At 61.4% G+C, this 21,600-nt stretch carries 21 protein-coding genes and 1 tRNA gene; 14 read left to right on the top strand and 8 right to left on the bottom strand.

Going from position 1 to position 21,600, the window contains the following annotated elements:
- A partial coding sequence (locus Q0629_RS09420; protein WP_298781784.1) for a M28 family peptidase occupies positions 1-1,587 on the top strand: 1,587 nt, incomplete at its 5' end.
- 46 nt (positions 1,588-1,633) lie between these two features.
- On the opposite strand, the gene Q0629_RS09415 is transcribed toward Q0629_RS09420, so the two are convergent.
- The 5 genes from Q0629_RS09415 to Q0629_RS09395 all read right to left on the bottom strand — a co-directional run bounded on the left by Q0629_RS09415 (position 1,634) and on the right by Q0629_RS09395 (position 7,176).
- A complete protein-coding gene (locus Q0629_RS09415; protein ID WP_366123316.1) occupies positions 1,634-2,623 on the bottom strand; it encodes an ABC transporter ATP-binding protein in 990 nt (329 codons plus the stop codon).
- A 28-nt stretch (positions 2,624-2,651) separates the two neighbouring features.
- On the bottom strand, positions 2,652-3,647 hold the full coding sequence (locus Q0629_RS09410) for an ABC transporter ATP-binding protein (protein WP_298781779.1): 996 nt from the start codon (positions 3,645-3,647) through the stop codon (positions 2,652-2,654).
- A gap of 14 nt (positions 3,648-3,661) precedes the next feature.
- Positions 3,662-4,528, bottom strand: coding sequence for an ABC transporter permease (locus Q0629_RS09405; protein ID WP_298781776.1), 867 nt, complete (start codon positions 4,526-4,528; stop codon positions 3,662-3,664).
- Positions 4,529-4,532: 4 nt separating this feature from the next.
- Positions 4,533-5,474, bottom strand: coding sequence for an ABC transporter permease (locus Q0629_RS09400; protein ID WP_298781773.1), 942 nt, complete (start codon positions 5,472-5,474; stop codon positions 4,533-4,535).
- 181 nt (positions 5,475-5,655) lie between these two features.
- Positions 5,656-7,176 carry an ABC transporter substrate-binding protein gene (locus Q0629_RS09395; protein ID WP_298781770.1) on the bottom strand — a complete coding sequence of 507 codons (1,521 nt, stop codon included), beginning with the start codon at positions 7,174-7,176 and terminating at the stop codon, positions 5,656-5,658.
- 310 nt (positions 7,177-7,486) lie between these two features.
- Between Q0629_RS09395 and Q0629_RS09390 the strand changes: the two genes are divergently transcribed.
- The 7 genes from Q0629_RS09390 (at position 7,487) to rplS (ending at position 11,956) form a co-directional block, all read left to right on the top strand.
- The gene (locus Q0629_RS09390; RefSeq protein ID WP_298781768.1) at positions 7,487-7,816 is read left to right on the top strand and encodes a sigma factor-like helix-turn-helix DNA-binding protein; all 330 of its coding nucleotides are present in this window, start codon (positions 7,487-7,489) and stop codon (positions 7,814-7,816) included.
- Between the two features lie 41 nt (positions 7,817-7,857).
- Positions 7,858-9,201, top strand: a complete 1,344-nt coding sequence (ffh, locus tag Q0629_RS09385) for a signal recognition particle protein (RefSeq protein ID WP_298781765.1) — start codon at positions 7,858-7,860, stop codon at positions 9,199-9,201.
- 94 nt (positions 9,202-9,295) lie between these two features.
- Positions 9,296-9,565, top strand: a complete 270-nt coding sequence (gene rpsP, locus Q0629_RS09380; protein WP_015556552.1) for a 30S ribosomal protein S16 — start codon at positions 9,296-9,298, stop codon at positions 9,563-9,565.
- 56 nt (positions 9,566-9,621) lie between these two features.
- A complete protein-coding gene (locus Q0629_RS09375; RefSeq protein WP_298781760.1) occupies positions 9,622-9,864 on the top strand; it encodes a KH domain-containing protein in 243 nt (80 codons plus the stop codon).
- A 9-nt stretch (positions 9,865-9,873) separates the two neighbouring features.
- Positions 9,874-10,416 carry a ribosome maturation factor RimM gene (gene rimM / locus Q0629_RS09370; RefSeq protein WP_366123314.1) on the top strand — a complete coding sequence of 181 codons (543 nt, stop codon included), beginning with the start codon at positions 9,874-9,876 and terminating at the stop codon, positions 10,414-10,416.
- A complete protein-coding gene (gene trmD, locus Q0629_RS09365) occupies positions 10,416-11,579 on the top strand; it encodes a tRNA (guanosine(37)-N1)-methyltransferase TrmD (protein ID WP_298781757.1) in 1,164 nt (387 codons plus the stop codon). Before rimM ends, trmD begins: the two co-directional genes overlap by 1 nt.
- Before the next feature lie 23 nt (positions 11,580-11,602).
- Positions 11,603-11,956, top strand: a complete 354-nt coding sequence (rplS, locus tag Q0629_RS09360) for a 50S ribosomal protein L19 (RefSeq protein WP_298781754.1) — start codon at positions 11,603-11,605, stop codon at positions 11,954-11,956.
- Between the two features lie 78 nt (positions 11,957-12,034).
- On the opposite strand, the gene Q0629_RS09355 is transcribed toward rplS, so the two are convergent.
- Both Q0629_RS09355 and yedF read right to left on the bottom strand, forming a co-directional pair.
- Positions 12,035-12,871 carry a nucleoside phosphorylase gene (locus tag Q0629_RS09355; protein WP_298781752.1) on the bottom strand — a complete coding sequence of 279 codons (837 nt, stop codon included), beginning with the start codon at positions 12,869-12,871 and terminating at the stop codon, positions 12,035-12,037.
- Between the two features lie 61 nt (positions 12,872-12,932).
- Positions 12,933-13,748, bottom strand: a complete 816-nt coding sequence (yedF, locus tag Q0629_RS09350) for a sulfurtransferase-like selenium metabolism protein YedF (protein ID WP_298781750.1) — start codon at positions 13,746-13,748, stop codon at positions 12,933-12,935.
- Positions 13,749-13,896: 148 nt separating this feature from the next.
- On the opposite strand from yedF, the gene selA reads away from it, so the two are divergent.
- Genes selA through Q0629_RS09330 form a run of 4 tightly spaced genes read left to right on the top strand, consistent with a single transcriptional unit; the run spans position 13,897 to position 19,394 of the window.
- Positions 13,897-15,330 carry an L-seryl-tRNA(Sec) selenium transferase gene (gene selA / locus Q0629_RS09345; protein WP_298781748.1) on the top strand — a complete coding sequence of 478 codons (1,434 nt, stop codon included), beginning with the start codon at positions 13,897-13,899 and terminating at the stop codon, positions 15,328-15,330.
- Positions 15,323-17,239 carry a selenocysteine-specific translation elongation factor gene (gene selB, locus Q0629_RS09340; protein WP_298781745.1) on the top strand — a complete coding sequence of 639 codons (1,917 nt, stop codon included), beginning with the start codon at positions 15,323-15,325 and terminating at the stop codon, positions 17,237-17,239. The genes selA and selB overlap by 8 nt, the downstream gene beginning before the upstream one ends.
- Positions 17,240-17,241: 2 nt before the next feature.
- Complete coding sequence (nudC, locus tag Q0629_RS09335; protein WP_298781743.1) at positions 17,242-18,006, top strand: NAD(+) diphosphatase; 765 nt, start codon at positions 17,242-17,244, stop codon at positions 18,004-18,006.
- Between the two features lie 23 nt (positions 18,007-18,029).
- A complete protein-coding gene (locus tag Q0629_RS09330) occupies positions 18,030-19,394 on the top strand; it encodes a hemolysin family protein (RefSeq protein ID WP_298781741.1) in 1,365 nt (454 codons plus the stop codon).
- Positions 19,395-19,476: 82 nt separating this feature from the next.
- Here Q0629_RS09330 and Q0629_RS09325 read toward each other — a convergent pair whose 3' ends face one another.
- Entirely contained in the window at positions 19,477-20,733 is a 1,257-nt protein-coding gene (locus Q0629_RS09325; protein WP_298781739.1) for a peptidoglycan DD-metalloendopeptidase family protein, read from the bottom strand.
- A gap of 271 nt (positions 20,734-21,004) precedes the next feature.
- On the opposite strand from Q0629_RS09325, the gene Q0629_RS09320 reads away from it, so the two are divergent.
- Both Q0629_RS09320 and Q0629_RS09315 read left to right on the top strand, forming a co-directional pair.
- A complete protein-coding gene (locus tag Q0629_RS09320) occupies positions 21,005-21,187 on the top strand; it encodes a ferredoxin (protein ID WP_015556559.1) in 183 nt (60 codons plus the stop codon).
- Between the two features lie 20 nt (positions 21,188-21,207).
- Positions 21,208-21,284: transfer RNA gene (locus tag Q0629_RS09315), tRNA-Ile, on the top strand.
- Positions 21,285-21,600: the final 316 nt, after the last annotated feature.

Here is a 21,600-nt window from a genome sequence, read left to right as displayed (position 1 = left end):
CGGCCCTCCGGCAGCGAAGGGGAGAGGTTGGCCCACGAATACGTGGCCAGTCGGCTGGAGGAGAATGGAATGAACCCGTCGAGGACGACGTTTCCCGCATGGACATTTTCCTTTGGGGAAGCGCGGATGCGCTTTTGGTCCCAGGGGAAAGAGGAATCCCTTCCCGTGAAGATTTGGGGGTACTCGCCCGACGTTTGGGAGAAGCCCGTTCGGGGGAAGGCGGTCTTCGTTCCCCCAGAAAGCTTTCCGCCAGACTCCATCGCCTGGTTTGCCGACCGCAGTTCCCGGTCCGCAAGGGACCTGGAGGGTAAAATTGTCCTGAGCACCACCAGATCCGCCGTTGCCATCCGGGATGCTTTCGAGCGCGGGGCTTTCGCCTATGTCTTCTGCTGGCCATACGGCGACGAAGACGTCATCCACGAGAGCGCCGTGTGTGCGGGCTGGGGGGCGGCCCTTCCAGAGGACGTCGAGCTCTATCCACAAATTCCCGTCTTCGCCGTCAATCGTCTAGGGGGCAATCGGTTGATGGAACTTGCCGTATCAGGAGATCTGGACATCGAGCTCCGCGGCCGTTCCAGGTCCGAGGTCAGAAAGCTTCCTCTCTTGGAGGCGTGTCTTCCCGGGGACTCCCCATACTTTATCCTGTTGGGCTCTCACATGGATGCAAAACACCACGGCGCAACGGATAATGGAACAGGATGCGCCCTGATGCTGGCTCTCGCCTTACGCTTTTCCAGCCTGAAGCGGCGGCCTTTTGGCCTGCGCTTCTGCTGGTGGTCGGGACACGAGTTCTCCAAGTACGCGGGGTCCTCCAACTATGCGCTCGAGCGTTTTGGGGAGTTGGACGAACACTGTCTTTGTTATATCAACGCCGATGTCCCCGGAGCAAAGGGGTCCGAAGATTTCTCTCAGGTCGCCGCAACGCCGGACTTCATGGCATTGGCGCGCGGTGCGGTGCGGGATGTCACGGGGCAGGACGGAGAGCATTTCGGCCCGGTCAATTCCTACGATCAATCCTTCTATAATATCGGCGTGTCCTCGTGCTTCATATGGTCCTCCCAGACCGCGCCGGACTCCCCTCATGCCAGCGGCAAAGGGGGGATGCCCTGGTGGTGGCATACGGAGGAGGACACCTTCGGCAAGCACGATATGAAGGTCCTGATGCAGGACTGCCAGCTCTATGCTCTGGGAACCTACCGTATTCTGGAGCCCGGCTGGCTCCCGGACGACAGGGCTCTGTGGGATCGTCTGATCGGAGAGCTCGAAAAAATCGACGACAGGCAAGTTCCGGGCCTGCATTCCATCTTGATTTCTCTGAAGAGCAGTCGTGAGCGGTTGGCGGGGAAAAGCGGTCTGAAGGAACGCCTATTCGTGATTCGTAGATTGAATCAAGCTCTTTACTGCCAGCGGGCCCCTTATTTTCAGGACTTCCGCATGGGGGAGGCGTACGTGCCTGGTCTGTCCCTGCCGCTGGAAGCCCTGGCCACCCAATCGCTTACGGACAGGGCAAAGTTCGTCCTTGACCGTTATATCCTCGCTCAGCGCAATCGATTGCTGTCCCTGGCGCAGGAACTGGAGAGGTGTTAAGGGGCACCGATAGAGGCAGCCCCTTCCTCTCTTTTTACCCCCTCCCTCAGAGAAGGGGATAATGACAGGCGGCGAAATGCCCGCCGCCGATGCTACTCAAGAGGGGCTCTCTTTCGGCACACTCCTTTCGGGCATTTGGGCACCTGGGATGGAAACGGCAGCCTGGTGGCAGGTGAATGGGGCTCGGCAGTTCTCCTGAGATCGCGGTTTCTGTACTTCTGAGCCTCGGATCGAGCGGGGGCTCCGCCCTCAGAAGGATGTCCGTATAGGGATGTGCCGGGTGCTCGAACAGCGCTTCGGTGTCCGCTAATTCGACGATCTTGCCGAGGTACATAACCGCGACGCGATGCGATATGTGTCTTACGACACGAAGGTCGTGCGATATAAACAGGATGGTGAGGTGCAGTCGCTCCTGAAGCTCCTCCAGCAAGTTGATGATCTGGGCTTGTATGGAAACATCAAGTGCCGAAACCGGTTCGTCCGCGATGATGAAGCGGGGGGCCGGCGCAAGGGCTCGTGCGATGCCGATGCGCTGGCGTTGGCCCCCAGAAAACTCTCCCGGCAAACGGTCTGCGGCCTCCGCTCCAATCCCGACCATGGAGAGAAGCTCGTAAAATCGTTTCTCCATATCGGTTTTGTGACAGATTTTGTGGAACGCCAGGGCCTCCATGAGCATCTCGCGCACGGACATGCGTGGATTAAGCGAGGAGTAGGGATCCTGAAAGATCATCTGGAGGTCCCGCCTTACCTTGCGCAGCTCTCGTTTCTCCATTCGCGTGATGTCCTTGCCGTCAAACAGTACGGACCCCTCGTCCGGGGTGTAAAGACGAATCATCGTTCGGGCCAGTGTGCTCTTGCCGCACCCGGACTCCCCCACCAAGCCCAGGTTTTCGCCCGTTTGGATATCCAAGTCGATATCGTCCACGGCCTTGAGGACCTCTTGAGGATTTCCTGAGATAAAATCCGTGAGCTGCCGTTTCAAGGGAAAGTATTTTTTTAACCCCCGTACCCGTATCAAGGCCGTATCTTTGTCCAACGTGTCCATGTTACCGTCTACCCCTTCCTCACATCCGGGTCGGAAAACGCACTTCGTCCGGCAGCTTCGCGTGAAAATAGCAACGCGTGAAGTGCCCCTCGGCAATCTCCGTTAAAGGAGGCAATCCTATCCTGCAACACTCTCCGGCCCAATCACAGCGTGGTTCAAAAGGGCAGCCCGCAGGAAGATTCTCAAGGCTCGGGGGGGCTCCCGCAATAGGCTTAAGCCTGGTCCTCGTGCCTTTCCCGTGAGGAAGGGAACGAAACAGGCCGTGCGTGTAGGGGTGTCTGGGATGGAAAAAAAGCGTAACCGTATCGCAGAGCTCCATGACGTGCCCTGCGTACATTACAGCGACGCGGTCACACATCTGCGAGACCACCCCCAGGTCGTGCGTGACCAAAATGACGCTCATGTTCATACGCTTCTTGAGCCCTTCGATGAGTTTCATGATCTGATCCTGGATGGTGACGTCCAGTGCCGTCGTGGGCTCATCGGCGAGCAGGAGGCGAGGCTGGGAAGCTAAGGCGATGGCAATCATGGCCCTCTGACGCATTCCGCCTGAGAACTGATGAATATATTCGTCGATTCGCTTCTCTGGAGATGGTATCCCCACCAGGTGCATCAATTCAAGGGCACGAGCTTGTTTCTGAGCCCGGCTCATCTGTGGATCCAGGGACTCAAAGATCTGCGTGCGAATCGGGAGCACGGGGTTTAAGGCCGTCATCGGTTCCTGGAAAATCATGCTGATCTCCCGTCCTCGAAGACGCCTCAGCTTATCCAGTGGAAGCTTTAACAGATCCCTCCCCTCGTAGAGAATTTCTCCTCCGATAATTTGCCCCGGCGGGTTGATGAGGCGTGTGATGCTACGGCATGTTGCGCTCTTGCCACAGCCGGACTCTCCAAGCAGGCCGAAGGTCTCCCCACGCCGAACGGAAAAGCTGACGCCGTTCACCGCCTTAACCGTATTCTCCCCAGTGATGAAGTGTGTCCTCAGGTCTTTGACCTCCAGCAGGATATCGGACATTGAACGTCTCTCCTCTATCGGCCCTTGGTACGCAGGAGGTCGGAGAGGCCGTCTCCGACCAGGCTGAAACCAGTCCCTGCAATCGCCAAACAGAGTCCAGGTAGGGCTGTCAGCCACCACGCTTTTGAAATAAAGGCTCGTCCCCCCGCGATCAGCGCCCCCCATTCAGGGGTCGGGGGTTGAATCCCCAATCCCAGGAAACTCATAGCAGCTCCTGCGAGCATACACATCACCACATCCGACGCTCCATAGACGATACAGGAGCTGACAACGTTGGGCAGAATATGGCGCAGGAGGATGCGTGCGTCGGAGTATCCCAGGACACGCGCAGCCTGTACATATTCTGCGTCCCGAATGACCAGGACATCGCTCCGAATCAGGCGCGCGTAGGCCCTCCAACCCACGAGCCACATCGCTATGTAAAGGTTGGCCGTTCCCGGTCCAATGATGGCGACGATGACGATGATGACCAGAGTAAAGGGGAAGGCCAGAAAAATATCCAGTATCCGCATGAGCAGAGCGTCGATCCATCTGCCGTAATAGCCTGCAAGAAGGCCGATGAGAGAACCGACGACGAATGGGACTATCATGGCGACCAGCCCCAGTTGGAGATCGACCCGAGCCCCCCAGACCACACGGGAATACAGATCACGACCAAAGTTATCCGTACCAAAATAATGCTCTGCTGAAGGGGGCTGTAAAATCGCGTCCACGTTGTGATCGTTTGGATTGTGCGTAGCGATGCTTTCAGGAACAAGGGCAACGATACACATCAAGGCCACAATCGCAAGGCCGATGGTCAGCGAAGAGTTTCCGAGGATGAGCTTATACCCTTTCCGCCAGGCTCCGCGGCGACGGAGGGATGCAAAAATCTGTCCCATGCCCCTAATCCAAGGCGACCCGTGGGTCGAGCAGCGAGTACAGGACGTCCGTTATCAGGTTGACGAACAGGACCATCACGGCAATGACGAAAATGCCTCCTTGAACTACGGCATAATCCCGACCGAATATGGCCTGGATCATCAAAGAACCGAGCCCGGGCAGATTGAAAACCGTCTCCGTGATGACACTGCCCCCCAGCATGTGGGCCAGTTGCAACGAGAGCAGCGTGGCCGTCGAGATGAGGGAATTGCGCAGGATGTGTCGGGCACGGACAATATTCTCGCTCAATCCCTTGCTGCGTGCGAAATCGACATAATCGCTGCGGGAGATATCCACGATGTTGTTTCGAAGATTCCGAACCAGGAGCGCGGCAGTGGAAAGAGACAAGGTGAATGCAGGCAGGATCAGGCCCATGAAATGCTCCATGGGGGTGCGCCCCCATCCTCCAACGGGCAGCCAGCGCAGTCTCAACGCAAAGAGCATCATGAGCAGGAGCGCGATCCAGAAGACAGGGGTCGACAGGGCAATCAACGCCCCGGTACGTATCAGATGGTCGGCAACTCTATCCTTTCTGGCCGCTGCAATATAGCCCAAGGGAAGACTTATGAGAAGCGCAATGAAGCCGGAGAAAAGCGTAAGGCTCAGGGTAAGGGACAGCCTTCCGACCAAGAGCTTCGCGACAGGGACGCCAAAGAGCACAGAGTTCCCCAGATCCAGCCGAAAAAGGTGTTTCAGGAAGAGCCAGTATTGGATGGGGAGAGGGCGATTCAGGCCCAGTTTGATCTGAAGGGCCTCCACTTGGGCATAGGTTGCCCGCTCACCCAGGAGCGTTCGGGCGGGGTCGCCCGGAAGCATGTGAATCATGAGGAAGACTACGATGGTTACGACGAAGAGGACAGGAATCATCTGGAGGATGCGTTTCAGGATGTAGTTGAGCTGCTTCAAGGAAAAACACTTCCCTCACACGTATTCCGCAGCTCCCGACGTAGCGAGGTTGGGAACTGCGGGGACAGAGTTGCAGATGAGCAGACAAAATAATGGGCCCTGTGTCGATAGAAATGTGGGGAGTCAGGGCCCATCATCGCTTCAAAACCCGCTTTTATCCAACGGAACCAGGATGTGATAACTACTCATCCTTGTAAGCATCGATGAATACATAGCGCGAGAGGCCCGAGAACCTGAAGTTGTGGACCGTGTCCTTCCGTGCAACGGGATAGACGTTCTCGTAGAGCGGATACATTGGACATTCATCGAAGAGAATTTGCTGGATTTCCTCGTACATGCCGCGGCGTTTCTCCACATCCAGCTCCTTTTCCGCTGCATGGGCCAACTGCGTGACCCTCTCGTTTTTCCACCCCGTATGGAAGCCATGGCTGGCATCGTAATCGGCGATGAAGCTGGTGAACCCTACAGGGTCGGCGGTGTCTGTGGACCAACGCAGCATCGTGACCTGGTGCTTCAGGTTCTGGAAGGTGGCGCTGACCGTCGGCCCTTCCAGCGGAACGAGCTGAAGGTCCACGCCAACCTTCGCCCACTGCTCTTTGAGCACTGTCGCGATGTTTTCCATGACGCTGTTGCCGGAGCTGTAGATGATCTCCAGCTTAAAGCCCTTTTCCTGACCGGCATCCTTCAGAAGGGCTTTGGCCTTTTCAACGTCGTACCCGGGGTCTTTCAGTTTCTTGTTATAAAAGGTATCGACGCGCGGAAAGACTCCGAAGACCGGTGAGCCGTGACCGAAGAGCACCATCTTTATGATAGCCTGCTTATCGGTCGCCAGGCGCAGAGCGTTGCGAACCCTTACGTCATCGAGCGGAGGGAAGGTCACGTTGAAATTGACAAAGCGCTGCTCCGTGGAGGGCTCCGCGTCTACGGCAAGTCCGGGATAGGAGGCAAGTTCGTCAATCCTGTTTTGAGGCAGATCCCTGACGACATCGACCTGACCGGCCTGAAGCTGCATGATCCGCGTATTGTCGTCCGGGACGACGATAAAGCGGAATTCGCTGGCGACAGGTTTGCCCTCGACGTGGTAATAGGGGTTTTTCTTGAGGATATAACGCTGGTTCAGCTCCCACTCGGCAAAATAATAAGGGCCGGTTCCCATGGGACTGTCGCGAAATGCCTCTGCCCCAACCTTCTCAAAATGCTTCTTGGACTGGACGGAAAGGGCAGGGTTTGTCAAATTAGAGAGAAAGGGGGCATAGGGTTCGGACAGGGATATGACTAGCGTATCCTCATCAGGAGCAGAAACCTCCTTGACGGCGTGGGCCAGGTAGCTCCACGGGCTTTCCGGCCCCGCGTCCCTCAGACGCAGGATCGACCATATCCAGTCCTCAGTGGTGACGGGCGTGCCGTCATGAAACTTGACGCCCTTTTTCAGGTTGAAGGTATAGGACAAACCATCCTCGCTGACCTTCCAGCTTTCAGCAAGGCCGGGAACGATTCGTATCCCCCCTTGACCATCCTCCTCGGTCGTCACGAGGGACTCCAAGGCAAAGAGGAGCAGGGAAACGATCTGGCCGTCCTCGGTGACGACGTCAAGGTGCGGTGCCGTCGTGATGCAGGCCACGGATATCGGCGCATCGGAAGCAGCGTTCGCGGCAATGGAGAACTCTGGGGCAAAAAACGTAACGAGGCACAACAACGTCAATAAAACCCTACTCCTGGTCAAGATAAAATTCTCCTCCTTTGTCCCTAACCGTATAAAATTTTTCCGTATCACACGACTACCCATTGCACTCTTCAATATGATACTCTGAAATCAGAATAAAATAAAGGGTGCATCGGGCCTAAAAGCGCCCCGCCCCTGTAAGAGAGGCTGCCGGATGGGCGGCATGATCACTGAATAGCAACGCGTAAAACAAAAATACTTGACAAGATTTTGCGAGCTCCTTATAATTAGCCCAGCTTAAGGAGCGTGCTGTATCACCGCCGAGCCGAAGTTCAGGAGTGGATGCGATGTGGCCGCTTTGAACGATGGGGAGCGCCTGGAGCGCAGGGTCTATCTCAATTCGCTCTACGACTTTTATTCCCCCCTTTTGACGGAGCGTCAGCGGGACGTCTACGAGATGCTCTACTTCGCTGACCTGGCCCCGACGGAGGTTGCCCGCTCGCTGGGGGTCAGCCGTCAGGCCGTCCACATTCTGGAACGGCGCGTTATGGAGCGCCTTGAGGCGATTGAGGGAGAGCTTCACTTCTCCGAGACGACCCGACGGCTGGAGGAGAGGATCCACGAGCTTGAGGCGAGGAACGAGGCCTTGCGCTTGAACGAAACGAATGGAGGCGCGTGAGCGTTTTTGCCGTCCTCCACTTTTAAGGAGTAGAGCAGGGGATGTTTGACGCACTGAGGGAGAAGCTGGAGGCCGCGTTTTCGCGTTTGCGAAGCAGGGGGAAGCTCTCGGAGGCGGACGTTGACGCCGCGCTTCGCGAGATACGCAAATCCCTGCTGGAGGCGGACGTCGATTTCAAGGTGGCCCGCAGCCTCGTCGCCAGGATAAGGGAGAGGGCGCTGCAGCTCGACGTCATCGAGTCGATCAGCGCCGCGCAGCACATCGCGACGGTGGTGTACGAGGAGCTCGTTTCCCTGATGGGGGACCCCGCTCCGCTTGCCATCGCCTCGATGCCCCCTACGGTGATCCTCATGGTGGGGCTTCAGGGAAGCGGAAAGACGACGACGACGGTCAAGCTGGCGCGGCGGCTTCAGGGCTCCCACAGCCCCCTCGTCGTGGCGTGCGACCTGCGGCGTCCTGCAGCCGTCGATCAGCTTAGGGTTCTGGCGGAGGAGTCCAAGGTCGCCTTTTACGGTCCTGAGGCCGGTGAGACGGACGTCCTTGAGGTGGTGCGCGGGGCTCGCCGGCGTGCGGCGGACCGCATGAATGACGTCATCCTGCTGGACACGGCCGGGCGCCTGCACCTGGATCAGGAGCTGATGGAGGAGCTCTCGGCCATCGCCTCGGTCCTCCCGCCCCACGAGAAGCTCCTCGTTCTGGACGCGATGATGGGGCAGGAGGCGGTCAACGTCGCGAGGGCTTTTCATGAGCGCTTGGCGCTGACAGGGCTGATCCTGACGAAGCTGGACGGCGACGCCCGAGGCGGAAGCGCGCTGGCGGTCCGTGCGGTGACCGACGTGCCCGTGAAGTTCGCGGGGGTGGGGGAGCGGACGGACGCTCTTGAGGTCTTCGACTCCCGGCGGATGGCGGGCCGCATCATGGGCATGGGCGACATCCAGGGCCTTGTGGAAAAGGTCCAGGCCGCGGACGCCGGCGACGCCGAGAAGATCGCAAGCAGCCTGAAGGGGAAGCAGTTCACGCTGGAAACCCTTCTGCTCCAGTTTCAGCAGATCGAGAAAATGGGGCCCCTTGGCAAGGTGATGGAGATGATCCCCGGCTTCAGCCGCCTAAAGGGGATAAACGTCGATGAGGCGGACAACGCCGCCATCCGTCGGAGCAAGGCGATCATCCAGTCCATGACGCCGGCCGAGCGTCGTAACCCCCGGATCATCAAGGGGTCGCGCCGGCGACGGATCGCGCTGGGCTCAGGGACGTCCGTGCAGATGGTGAACCAGTTGCTGGCTCAGTACGAGCAGATGCGAAAGCTCTTCAAGTCCTTTTCCGCCGCAGGGGACAGCAAGTTCAAGCTGCGCTCCCTCTTCGGCAGGATGGGTGGCGTTCGCTGAAGCCCTGGGACGCCCTGCCCCCGCAGGGAGGGATTGCTCAGGTGCCTGTTGGGGAATTCATTCCCCCAGATTTTTCAGGAGGTGTCTTGTTGTAATGGCAGTGAGGATTCGTTTGTCGCGCTTGGGCAAAAAGAAAGCCCCTTATTACAGGTTGGTGGTTGCGGACTCCCATTCCCCTCGGGACGGGAAGTTCATTGAGCTGATCGGGACCTACAACCCCATGACCGATCCGGCGGCCGTGGCCATCAATGAGGATCGCGCCCTGTACTGGTTGAGCGTCGGGGCCCTGCCCTCGGACACGGCGCGTGGGCTTTTGAAGAAGCAGGGCATTTGGGAGAAGTTTGAGAGCAAAAAGGCCCAGTAGGGACTTTTTGGAGTTCATCCTCAGCACGTCACCGCAAAAAAACAGGAGGTGCCACAATGGTCAATTACAAAGAGCTTGTCGAGTTCATCGTCAGACATCTTGTCACTCAGCCGGATGCCATCAGCGTGGAGAGCGGCGAAGAGGAGAGTGGGATCAAGGTTATGATTCGTGTTGCCCACGAGGACGTGGGGCGCATCATTGGAAAGCGCGGCGCCACGATCAACGCCATCCGGCTTTTGGCCAAAGCGGCCGCTGTCAAAGCCGGCGAGCGTGTGGACGTCGATATCGTAGAGGAGTAGTGAGGTACGATTTCCAGAACGGCCTCTAAGGACGTCCAAACGTCTGAAAAAATCCAGATTGGACGTGTGGCCTCCGCGCACGGCCTTCAGGGGGCGCTGACGGTGGTCCCCCTGACGGACTTTCCGGAACGCTTCCAGGCGATGAGGACGATCGCCCTCTATCGCGGAACGGAAGCCCTCTGCACGCTTGAGGTGCGCGGTGTTCGCTTCGACGAGGGACGCAACCTTCTCACGCTGCAAACGAACCTTTCGACGCGGGAGGAGGCGGAGGCCTGCGTGGGGGCGTCGATCCTCATCGACCAGAAGGAGCGGGTCGAGCTTCCGCGGGACAGCTTCTGGGTGGACGACCTGATCGGCCTCGCCGTCGAGGACCTGGAGGGACGCCCTCTGGGGACGGTGACGGATTTTCTGACGGGCGCCAACGAGCTGTACGAGATACGCGACGCCGCGGGGGGCCTGCACTACATCCCCGCCGTTCGGGATTTCGTTCGCGACATCGACCTTGAGGGAGGCCGTATCAAGCTCTCTTTGATCGAGGGGCTCTGGGACTGATGCACGTAACGATCGTCACGGCGTTCCCTGAGTTCTTTCGTGATTTTCTCTCGACGAGCATCCTGGGCCGCGCCGTCAAAAGAAACCTGCTACGGGTGGACTTGGTGGACCTTCGCGAGTTCGGCCGGGGCGGGTATCGCCAGATTGACGATTACGCCTTTGGAGCGGGAGGCATGGTCCTCGCGGCGCCTCAGTTGGAGGACGCTCTGAACGTGGCCCGCGGTAGCCAGGAAGCCTGTGTGGTGTATCCCTCTCCGCAGGGAACGCTCCTGACCCAGGAGATCGTCGAAACGCTCTCGCGCCAGGAACACGTCGTCATCCTCTGCGGTCACTATGAAGGGATTGATGAGCGCTTTGTCGAGCGCGAGGTGGACCTTGAGGTGAGCGTGGGCGACTGCGTCCTCACCGGAGGCGAGATCCCCGCCATGGCCGTCATCGACGCGATGGCGCGCCTCGTTCCGGGGGTCGTCGGTCGAGGGGAGGCGGTGGAGGAAGACTCCTTCTACCGCGGGATGTTGGACCATCCGCACTACACCCGGCCGGCTTCCTGGAGGGGGATGGACGTCCCGGAGGTGCTTTTGAGCGGCAACGAGGCGGAGGTTCGGACCTGGCGTCGGGCCAGGGCGGTGGAGCGAACGCTGACCCGCCGTCCCGACCTCCTGGCTAGGGCGGCGATAGGGGACTACCTCTCCGGAGAGGCCTGTTTGGCGCTCCTCACGGCCAACAGGCCGACGTCGGAAGGGGCGGAGGCCCTCTCCTCCCTCTGCCGTTTTTATGGGTTGGGGCGGCCTTTTTTCGTCATCCTTTGTCCCGAGGAGCGCCGTTCGTTTGACGCGGGCACGGCGGAGGCCGCGAGCGCCCCCAAGGTATTGGGGAGCCTGTCCCGCGTTTGGGATTGGACCCGGGCTCACGGGAAGGGACGACCGACGCTGACCGTCGTCATAGAGGCTCAGCCACGTGGCGGCAGCCTTCATACGCTGGAGGCGAAGCGTCGCTGCCTTGAGCACGAGGGGCCGTTGCTCTTTCTCTTCCCCGACGGAGTGGAGGCGGGGGAGATCGCGGAAGGCCCTGTGATTTACGCCTCGGTGGCTCAGGAGGCGGAGGCGTTGCCCCTGGCGGTCAGGGCGGGAATTGCACTGGATCGATTTTTAGGAAAGCGCTGATTTTTATTTAGGAGGAAGCACCAGTGAACGTATTGAACCTTGTCCAGAAGAATTATCTTAAGGCGGACCCCGCGCCCGAGTTTCGGCCGGGCGACACCCTTCGCGTCCACGTGAAGATCAAGGAGGGCGCGCGCGAGCGAATTCAGGTCTTTGAGGGCGTGGTCATCGCGCGCCAGCACGGCGGGTTGGACGAAACCTTTACCGTGCGCAAGATTTCGAGCGGGGTCGGGGTGGAGCGGGTCTTCCCCCTGCATTGCCCCTCCATCGATAAGATCGAGGTCCAGCGCAAGGGGCACGTCCGCCGCGCGAAACTGTACTACCTGCGCAAGCTGAGCGGAAAGGCCGCGCGCATCAAGGAGCGCCGCGACTTCGCGTAGAGTTTGAGCCCTTGAGTCCCCTCAAGCCCGTCAAATCGCGGGCCTGAGGGGATTTTTCGTATCCTTGCGTTCCATCCGTCAGGCGAGGAGGCCAGGGAACCAGAAGGGCTTCCCCTTGGCCTCCCTGGCCCTGTCCCAGGAGGCCAGGACCTTCAGGGCTTCGTTGGCTGCCCGAACGCTGTGATCGATGCCCGCGTATTGGAACGAGTCCTTCAGTCGGTGGGCGACGACGGCGAAAACGGCCCCTGCGCGCAGGCCGTAGATCCCGGCCAGGGTGAGGACCGTGGCGGCTTCCATCTCGAAGTTCATGACGCCCGCGCGGTTCAGGTCTTCGACCTTATGGGCTTGGGAGGACTGGGCGTACCCCTTCAGTCCTGGTCGGGCCTGGCCGCAGTAGAAGGATGCCGTCGTGCAGCTGACGCCTACGTGGTAGCGGATATTGAGGCGCTCGCACGACTCCACGAGGGCGGCGGTCACCTCGTAGCTGGCCGCCGCGGGGTAGGACAGGTCGATGTAATCCTGGCTGGTCCCGTCCTGCCGCATGGCCCCCGAACAGATGATGAGGTCGCCGCACTCGACCTCCTCCTGGATGGCCCCGCAGGACCCGACGCGGATGAAGGTATCGGCCCCAAGCGCCGCCAGCTCCTCCATCGCGATGGAGGTTGAAGGGCCTCCCATGCCGGTGGAACACGCGGTGACGGGGACGCCCTCCAACTCGCCGCTCCACGTCCGGTGCTCTCGGTTGTCGGCTATGAAGCGCGCGCTTCCCCAACCCTGAGCGATGACCTCGACGCGGGCCGGGTCCCCCGGAAGGAGGACGTAGCGGTTCACGTCGCCCCGCCTGCAGCGGATGTGGTACTGCAGGTCCCCTTCCATGACGGGCCGCTCGGCCCCGGACTTCCAATCCGAGTTCACGGTTTCCCTCTCCCCTTTCTGCGGTCCCCTCAGCCCCTTTTCCCTGAGCCTGCTCCTGGGGTCAGAGGCTCAGGATCCTGCCTGTCCTCGCGATCGTTTCCACGATCTCGTACATGTTGGAGATGACGCCGACGCCGACGCTGTCCGTTACGCCATAAAAGTTGGTGCAGGTGCCGCACACGAGGACCCTGGTCCCCCGCCTTTCCAGGTCCTTCAGGCGGTCGCAGGTGGAGGAGTCGAAGAGGGCCAGCTTCACCCCTCCGTTCATGAGAGCCAGGACGGTCGGCGGCGTTTCAAGGCTCGCCAGCGTTTTCAGAAAGCTCTTCACGAGCACCCCTCCAAGCTCCTCGCTGCCGCGCCCGAAGGTTTCCCCCGTGATGAGGACGGCAAGGGACGTGTCGTCGCGCGGAGGGGTGAGCTCCTGTCCCTTCTGGGGGATGGCTTCCAGTCCCTTTTTCTGCTTTGAGCGGGAGCGCTTCTCGCGGCGGCCGCCTGGCGCTTCCTCCACGGAGGGCTTCCGGGAGGGGACCTGGGGCTTTGGGTGTGGCCCCTCCGCCTGAGGCGGCTCTTCCGCCCGATGCGGCTCGCGGCGCGGCGACCCGTCGAGTGGCTTGGCCTCCTGCGCGGTGGGAGGAGGCGTCTCTCCCTTCGGCCCGTCGGCGGCGCCCTTTTTTTTCTCTCCGACGACGATCAACTGGCCCTCGTCGTCCTGGAGCTGGACGCGGAGGCCCGCCCCGATCAAAAAATCTCTGACGCTCGCGGCTGCCGTTGGGCTGTCAACGATCACGCGAACCTCGTCCGCCCCCTTCTCCAGCGCCTCCTTCGTCATTGCGGCCGGTTCCGGGCCGGACTTTCCGAATGCGTTCACTGTGACCATCGAGAGCATCCTCCTGCGTCTATCGCTTGAGCACTGAACTCAATTATTATAGAATGGTTGATATTATAGAATGATTGAAGAAAACTATCCAGCCGGCGGCGCGCGCCGCCGGGAGAATTTTGAAGACGTTTCAGGAGTGGGGACAAAGATGACGGTTGAGGACATCAAGCGGAAACTTCGGGCGATCCCTGGCATGGACATCCTGCTGGCGCAGGACTGGGCGAGGCCCTGGATGGAGCGGGTGGGCAGGGAAACGGTGAAGCAGGCCATCAACGGCGAGTTGACGGCCATCCGGCGCCGGATGCTCGCGGGAGGGGAGGAGGACATCTCCCCGGAGCACATCCGGGAGGTGTGCCTTGACGCCCTGACCGAGGCGGAGAGGCCGAACCTGCGCCGCGTCGTCAACGCGACCGGGGTGGTCATCCACACCAACCTGGGCCGTTCCCTCATGGCTGCGGAGGCCGTGCGGGCGATGGAGCGCGCGGCGCGGGGGTACTCGAACCTGGAGTACAACCTGGCTCAGGGGGTTCGGGGGCAGCGCAACGTCCACGTCGAAGGACTGATCTGCGATCTGACCGGCGCCGAGGCGGCGCTCGTCGTGAACAACAACGCCGGAGCCGTCCTCCTCTGCCTCATCGCCCTGGCGCGGGGCAGGGAGGTCATCGTCTCGCGGGGCGAACTGGTGGAGATCGGCGGCTCCTTCCGCGTGCCGGACATTATGGAGTTCTCCGGCGCGAAGCTGGTGGAGGTGGGCACGACGAACCGAACGCACCTCGAGGACTACAGGGCCGGCCTGGGGGAGAACACGGCGATGCTCCTGAAGGTACACCCCTCCAACTTCCGCATCGAGGGCTTCACCGCGGCCCCAGAGAGGAAGGACCTGGCCGCGCTGGCCCACGAGCGCGGGGTGGTCTTTATGGAGGACGCCGGAAGCGGCCTCCTCGTGGACGGCGAACTGCTGGGCCTGCAGGGGGAGATGGACGTTCGGACCTCCCTGCAGCAGGGCGTAGACCTCATCACCTTCTCGGGGGACAAGATGCTGGGCGGCCCCCAGATCGGCGTCATCGCCGGAAAGCGCGCCGTCGTGAACGGCTTGAGGAAGCACCCCATCCTCAGGACGCTGCGCGTGGACAAGATCACCCTGTCCGCCTTTGAGGCAACCCTGCGCCTCTACAGGCGCGGGGCGCTCGACGACATCCCGACGCCGGCCATGATCCGTATCCCTCCGGAGGCCCTCAGGGAGCGCGCCGAGGGCCTTGCTGCCGCCCTGCGGGGACGGGTTGTCGCGCAGGTGGAGGTGGTTCCCGTGGAGGACGCCGTGGGCGGAGGGTCCTACCCTGAGAAGCCTCTCGCGGGCTGGGGGGTCGCCGTCAGCGGACATCCGGCAGGGGGTGCGGGGCGCCTTCAGGCCCTCCTGAGGAAGGGAGAGCGTCCCGTCGTCGCCGGCGCCAGGGACGATGCGCTGGTGCTGCACGTCAGGACCCTCCAACCGGGGGACGAGGAGATCGTGGTGAGTGCCCTTGCGGCCCTCCGGCCTGAGGCCGGCCCACTCGCGGGGAAGGGGGAATGTGCCTGTGAATGAGGAGAAGGAGATTTGCCTCGTCATCGGAACGGCGGGACACATCGACCATGGAAAGACGACCCTGATCTCCGCCCTCACCGGGGTGGACTGCGATCGCCTGCTTGAGGAGAAAAAGCGCGGAATCACGATAGAGCTGGGCTTTGCCCCGCTGCACCTTCAGGACGGGCGCGTTGTGAGCGTCATCGACGTGCCGGGGCATGAGCGCTTTATCCGGCAGATGGTGGCCGGGGCCTCCGGCATCGACGCGGCGCTCCTCGTGGTGGCTGCGGACGAGGGGGTCATGCCCCAGACCAGGGAGCACCTGGCCATCATGGAGCTCCTTGGAGTGCACGACGGCCTCATCGCCATCACCAAGGCCGACCGGGTGGAGGAGGGAATGGTGGAGCTGGTTCAGGAGGACGTGGAGGAGTTCGTGCGCGGCACGTTCCTGGAAGGGAAACCCATCGTTCCCGTTTCGGCCCTGTCCGGCGCCAATTTGGACGTCTTGAGGCGGGAGATCGCGTCCCTGGTGGATCGGGTGAGGCCGCGCCCCCGCAGCGGCGCCCTGTTCCTGCCCATCGACCGGGCCTTCCCCATCTCCGGCTTCGGCACGGTGATCACGGGGACCGCCTACCGCGGGATCGCGCGTCCCGGCACGGAGGTGGAGGTGCTCCCCACCGGGAGGCAGGGGAAGGTGCGCAGCCTTCAGGTCCACGGCCATCCGGTTGACGAGGCCTGCGCGGGGCAGCGCGTGGCGGCCAACCTGACGAACGTCGCCGTGGATCAGATCGAGCGCGGCGACGTCGTCTGCCAGAGGGGGATCTACGCTCCGACGACCTGCTTCGACGCTACGATCCGGCTCCTGCCTTCCGTCCGCGAGCCGCTGCGGCACTGGCAGCGCGTTCACCTCTGCATCGGAACGTCCGAGGTCCTGGCGCGGGTGGCGCTCTTGCAGTCGAAGCAGATACGGCCGGGGACCGAGGAGCCTGCCCAGCTCGTCCTTGAGGAGCCGGTGGTCTGCACCCTGAACCAGCGGTTCATCGTTCGCTTTTACAGCCCGCTGATCACGATTGGCGGAGGCGGCGTGGTCTTTCCCTACTCCCACAAGCCCAGGGGGGCCGCGGCAAGGGCGCGGGTGCTCGCCCGAATGCGGGCGCTCCTGTCCGCCGGAACGCCCTCGGTTCGCCTGGAGCGGCTCATCGACGACGCCAGGGTGATGGACGCCCAGAGCGCAGCGGTGGCGATGCAGGAGACCCTCGCCAACTGTGCCGACATCGCGAGAAACCTCGCCGGAGCCGGAAAGATCGTGGAGCTGAAGGGGGATAAGCCGCTGTACCTTTCGCTTGCCCGCTGCGCGGAGCTGAAGGCGGACCTGAAGGACGCCGTCCTGGCCTACCAGAAGTCCTTCCCCGCCGAGGCGGGCCTTCCCCTGGACGAGGCGCTGCGGAAGGTCCCCCTGCCGGACGCCCGCGCGCTCCGTTCCCTGATCGCCCTGATGATCGAGGACGGTGCCCTGGTGCTGGACGAAAACAAGGTCCGCACGCCGGACTTTGCCCCGAAGAGCGAGGGGGAATTTCTGAAGAACAGCCAGAGGCTGGCGGATATCTGCCGCCGACAGGGGTGGCAGCTCCTCACGCTGGACGAGCTGCGGGACGAGATGAAGCTCTCGCAGCCCGTATTTGGTGCGCTCATCCAAAGTCTCAGAAACTCGCGCGAGCTGGCCCTCCTGCCGGGGGGGTACGTCTTGACGGCGGAGCTGGAGCGGGCCATGCAGGGCATCCTGCGGGAGATCGGCGGAAACGTGACCCTGGCCGCCGTAAGGGACAGGACGCAGAGCTCTCGCAAGTTCATCCTTCCCGTGCTGGAGTACTTCGACTCGAAGGGCTACACCCGGCGCGTCGGGGACGTCCGCGTCGTAAAAGGACAGTAGCCGTGCTGATCTTTCAAGGCGACAGGGTGTTGGCGGCGCGGGACGCCCTGGCCGACCCGGAGGAGCGCCCGTCGTCTGCGCTTCGCTGCTCCTTGGACTTTCCCCGTCCCTGGCAGGAGTTGACGCCCTGGTGCGAGGTGGACGAGGCGTTTCAGCCTCCGGCGGGGTCGGAGTGGCTGGGGCTGCGTCAGGTCTGGGGAAAGTTCGGCGACGGCCCCTTTGCGCGGGCTGGGGCCGCGTGGCAGTACATGAGCTGGTGGGGGAACGTCCGACTCTGCTCCTTCTGCGGCGCGCCCCTCGTGCCCCGCGAGGAGGACAGAGGACGGCGCTGCGTCGAGTGCGGGCGCACGTTTTACGCGCCGCTCTCCCCGGCGATCATCACGGCCATTGAGCGGGAGGGGAAGCTCCTTTTGGCCCACAACCTGAACATGCCTGCGGGGCGCTTCAGCGTCCTCGCCGGTTTCGTAGAACCCGGAGAAACGCTGGAGCAAACGGTGTCCCGCGAGGTGATGGAGGAGGTGTCCATCGAGGTCCAGGACATCCGCTACTTCGGCAGCCAGTCCTGGCCCTTTCCGTGTTCGCTGATGTTGGGGTTCACGGCCCGCTGGAAGGGAGGGGAGCTGCGCCCCGATGGGGTGGAGATCGGGGAGGCCGGCTGGTTTGCGCCGCAGGACATCCCGAAGGGCATTCCCAACTCCGCGAGCATCTCCAGACGGCTGATCGACCACTTCATCGCAACGCACAGCCCAGGCTGCCCGCGGCCTTGACGTGCAATGAGGAGGCATTAAAGATGTTGTTTGGATTGATTGCCGTGATGCTCCTGGCTGCGGCGAGCGCTTTTCTCTCTTTGGCAGAGATATCGCTCGCGGCTTCGAGCAGGGTCAAGCTACGGCCGCTTGCGGAGAAGGGAAGCCTTCAGGCCGCAAGGGTCCTGTCGTTTCAGGACCAGCCGGGGCTGTTCTTCACGACGGTGCAGATCGGGCTGAACTTCGTAGCGATCCTGGCGGGCATCGTGGGGGACGCATCCTTCGCGCCCCTGATCCTGGCGCGCCTTCCCGAGGCCATCCCCGGCCCCGTTCGCGCCCAGATCGCCTCCGCGATCCCCTTCTTTGGGGTCACGATCTTCTTCGTCGTGTTCGCGGACCAGATCCCGAAGCGCATCGCGATGGCCATTCCGGAGAGGACCTCGGTCAGGACGATCGACGGCATGAGGCGCCTCATCTTCTTCTGTGGCCCGATCGCCCGTATGCTCAACGCCGTGAGCAGCGCCATCTACAGCTTGATGGGCTTCCCTGAGAAGAGGAAGGACGACATCACCTCCGACGACCTCAACGCCATGGTGGAGGCGGGAACGGTGGCGGGAGTGCTCCGCAAGCAGGAGAAGGACCTGATCGGCAACGTCTTTGAGCTGGATGTGCGCACGGTCCCGTCCGCCATGACCGCAAGGGAGAGCATCGTCTACTTCGACCTGCACGAGGACGAGAGCAGCATCAAGGACAAGATTGCCCAGGAGGCCCACTCCACCTATCTGGTGTGCGATAAGGACATCGACCACATCGTCGGCTACGTGGACTCGAAGGAGCTCCTGGAGCGCGTCATCAAGGGACAGCGTCTGGCCCTTGATGACGGGCTTGAGATTCGTCCGCCGCTCATCCTCCCCGACACCCTGACGTTGGCGGAGGCGATGGACCACTTCAAGGGGAGGGGGGAAACCCTGGCCGTCGTGCTGAACGAGTACGCGCTTGTCGTGGGGATCATCACGCTGCAGGACATCATGCTGATGCTGATGGGGCGGCTTGTCGGAGAGGAGGAGCAGATCACGAAGCGGGACGATACGTCGTGGCTGCTGGAGGGGGCCACCCCCATCGAGGACGTCAAGCACGTCCTAAAGCTCGACGCCTTCCCCGACGAGGAGAACTACGAAACGATCGGCGGCTTTATGACGTACATGCTCCGGCGTATCCCTCACCGCATGGACTTCGTCGCCTACGGGGGGCACAAGTTTGAGGTCATGGACATAGAGAGCTATCGAATCGGGCAGATCCTGGTGACGCGCCTGCAGGTCAGTGCGTCGAATGGAGCGGAGGGCGCAGATGCGGCGCCCCCTCAATCGAGCGCCCTGCCCACAGGGGAGATAGACGAGGGGGCAGAGTGATCTGGACCCCCGCGGAGAGCAGGGAGGGAAAAAGTGCGGGGAGGGGGCTTGACGGGCTTCCTCCCCTTGTTTTAGGAACGCGTCAGCGAAGGTAGGGGATGGGGTTGACGGGCTTGCCGTTGACGCGGACCTCGAAGTGCAGGTGGTTCGTCGTGGCGCGTCCCGTGCGCCCGACGTTGGCGATGACCTGTCCCTCTTGCAGTTGCTGGCCGACCCTCACGGTGACCTTCTGGCAGTGCGCATAGAGCGTCTGAAGCCCGTTGCCGTGGTTGACGAGGACGAAGTTTCCGTACCCGCTGTAGCACGGCGTTTTGCTGCCCCCCGTTCGGGCGACGACGCCGTCCTTTGCCACGCGGATGACGGTGCCGGCTGGCATGGGGATGTCAATTCCATCGTGTTTCCTTGAGCCGCGCTTCCCAAAGCCGGAGCTGATCGCGCCGTTGACGGGCCAAAGCATCTTTTTCCCCCGGAGGCCGGCGGAGGGAGGGACGTCCTTGGAGGGTGGCGTTTCCGGAAACGTGGGGAACAGGAACGAGCGGTTCAAGTCCGCCATGGACGGTGTCCTGGGCGCTGCGCTCTTGGGCAGGCGCACGATGGCTACCGAATCGCCTGAGATCACGAGCCTCATGGGGCCGTTGCCCGAATCGCCGTCCGGGGAGAGGAGGAGGAGCGGGGCAGTTTTCGCCTGCTTTTTCCCGCCTTGGACCTTGGCGTTTTTATCGTCTGTCACCTTGCCCGTCGTGGGGGTTTCGCGCTTGCCGCCCTCTGCTGCGCGCCCTGCGGCAGGATCCTTGAGGCTTGGGGCAGGTGCAGGTGCTACGGGGGCCTTGCTGATAGCGTTCTGCGGGGCAACAGGAGGCGTCTTGCCGCCTTCGGGGGCTGGAGCAGGCTTTGCGCCCGTCGCCTGAGGGACGGGGGGCGTGGGCCTGAGCGAAGCCGAAACGGGAGGGACGCCGCTGGCTCCCCGCGCCCGCTCCGCAACTGCGGCGGACGTCGTCTTGACCAGTGCTTTTGGCTGCCATGCGCCCTGGTGCTGCCACAGGGAGAGCACGTCCGTTCTGGATTTGGGAAGGTAGAGCACCTTCCCCGGAGTGAGGTCGCTTACCGTGCAGTTGTTCGCCCACAGGACGTCGGCTGAGGAGAGGTCGTGAAGGAGGCAGAACTTGTCAAGGCTCTCAAGGCTTCCTGCGACGTCGTCGGACAGGGTCAGGCTCTCCCACTTTGCCGCGCAGGCCTCTCTGACGCAGCAGGTCAGGAGCGCGAGCAGCGCGGCTGCGGCATAGAGCGTCCATGCCCGGGAGGGCCCTCGTTCTCTTTCTCTTTTATGATTGGTGGACATTTATTAAAACCGCCCCTCTGTACCGTTTAAGTTCAGTGGAGCCCATTATTGCAGAAAAGAATGGATTTGGGGAGGCGGTTTTTTCGTAGAGGCAAAAAGTTTTCCCTCCCTGCACAAAAGTCCTGAAAGTCCCGCTTCCCGCGCAGCTCAGGGCGGCGCGCCTTGTGTCGTGTTCCACGCAGTTTGACGGAGGGGCACGCTCATATTAAAATGTGTTGCAGAGAGTAGGGAAGGCGTGCGTGCTCTTTGGACGGAGGCGAGAGGCAGGACAATGAAGATCTCCCTGGATCAGACAGCGTGTATAGGCTGTGGGCTCTGCGTACAGATCAGCCCCGAAAATTTCGCCTTGGACGAGGGGAAGGGGACGGCAAAGGTCGTCAAGGCGGAAACGGAGGATGAATCTGCAAGGGAGGCTGAATCCAGCTGCCCCGTTGGTTGCATTCGAGTTGAATAACGGTTATAATTTTAAGATACGGGCCTATAGCTCAAGTGGTTAGAGCCACCGGCTCATAACCGGAAGGTTCCTGGTTCGAGCCCAGGTGGGCCCACCATGCAAATGACTGGCCTAAGCCGGTTTAGTTTATAACCCCGCTTAAGAGCGGGGTTTTTTGCTATCTTTACCTCTGTAAAAGGCCGGACAAGACCGGCCAGAGCCGCCGTATAAACGGACAAAAAACCGTACAAAGGACGTCGCCAACCAAATTCGTATGTCTTAGGTATTTCGTATATGTATTATACTATAGGATAAGGCACATGTGCCCTATTGTTTAAAGTTCTGCGGTTGCGAGAGATATGTGGAGGCGAAACTGCGAGAGCTGACGACGGGAGATAGGTCGCCCGCATGACGGGAGGGGAGAGAAGATGAGC

The organism is uncultured Fretibacterium sp., assembly GCF_938030725.1.
Lineage (GTDB): Bacteria > Synergistota > Synergistia > Synergistales > Aminobacteriaceae > Fretibacterium.
The sequence above is the reverse complement of the archived record's forward strand: the minus strand, read 5'-3'. Positions and strand labels throughout refer to the sequence as shown.

Excerpts from the sequence above, each read along its gene's own strand:
- Q0629_RS09405 (WP_298781776.1), bottom strand. The coding sequence starts at position 4,528 with ATGGGACAGATTTTTGCATCCCTCCGTCGCCGCGGAGCCTGGCGGAAA.
- yedF (WP_298781750.1), bottom strand. The coding sequence starts at position 13,748 with ATGGTCACAGTGAACGCATTCGGAAAGTCCGGCCCGGAACCGGCCGCA.
- Q0629_RS09375 (WP_298781760.1), top strand. The coding sequence starts at position 9,622 with ATGGTCAATTACAAAGAGCTTGTCGAGTTCATCGTCAGACATCTTGTC.
- Q0629_RS09325 (WP_298781739.1), bottom strand. The coding sequence starts at position 20,733 with ATGTCCACCAATCATAAAAGAGAAAGAGAACGAGGGCCCTCCCGGGCA.
- Q0629_RS09330 (WP_298781741.1), top strand. The coding sequence starts at position 18,030 with ATGTTGTTTGGATTGATTGCCGTGATGCTCCTGGCTGCGGCGAGCGCT.
- selA (WP_298781748.1), top strand. The coding sequence starts at position 13,897 with ATGACGGTTGAGGACATCAAGCGGAAACTTCGGGCGATCCCTGGCATG.
- ffh (WP_298781765.1), top strand. The coding sequence starts at position 7,858 with ATGTTTGACGCACTGAGGGAGAAGCTGGAGGCCGCGTTTTCGCGTTTG.
- rpsP (WP_015556552.1), top strand. The coding sequence starts at position 9,296 with ATGGCAGTGAGGATTCGTTTGTCGCGCTTGGGCAAAAAGAAAGCCCCT.
- Q0629_RS09410 (WP_298781779.1), bottom strand. The coding sequence starts at position 3,647 with ATGTCCGATATCCTGCTGGAGGTCAAAGACCTGAGGACACACTTCATC.
- Q0629_RS09320 (WP_015556559.1), top strand. The coding sequence starts at position 21,005 with ATGAAGATCTCCCTGGATCAGACAGCGTGTATAGGCTGTGGGCTCTGC.
- trmD (WP_298781757.1), top strand. The coding sequence starts at position 10,416 with ATGCACGTAACGATCGTCACGGCGTTCCCTGAGTTCTTTCGTGATTTT.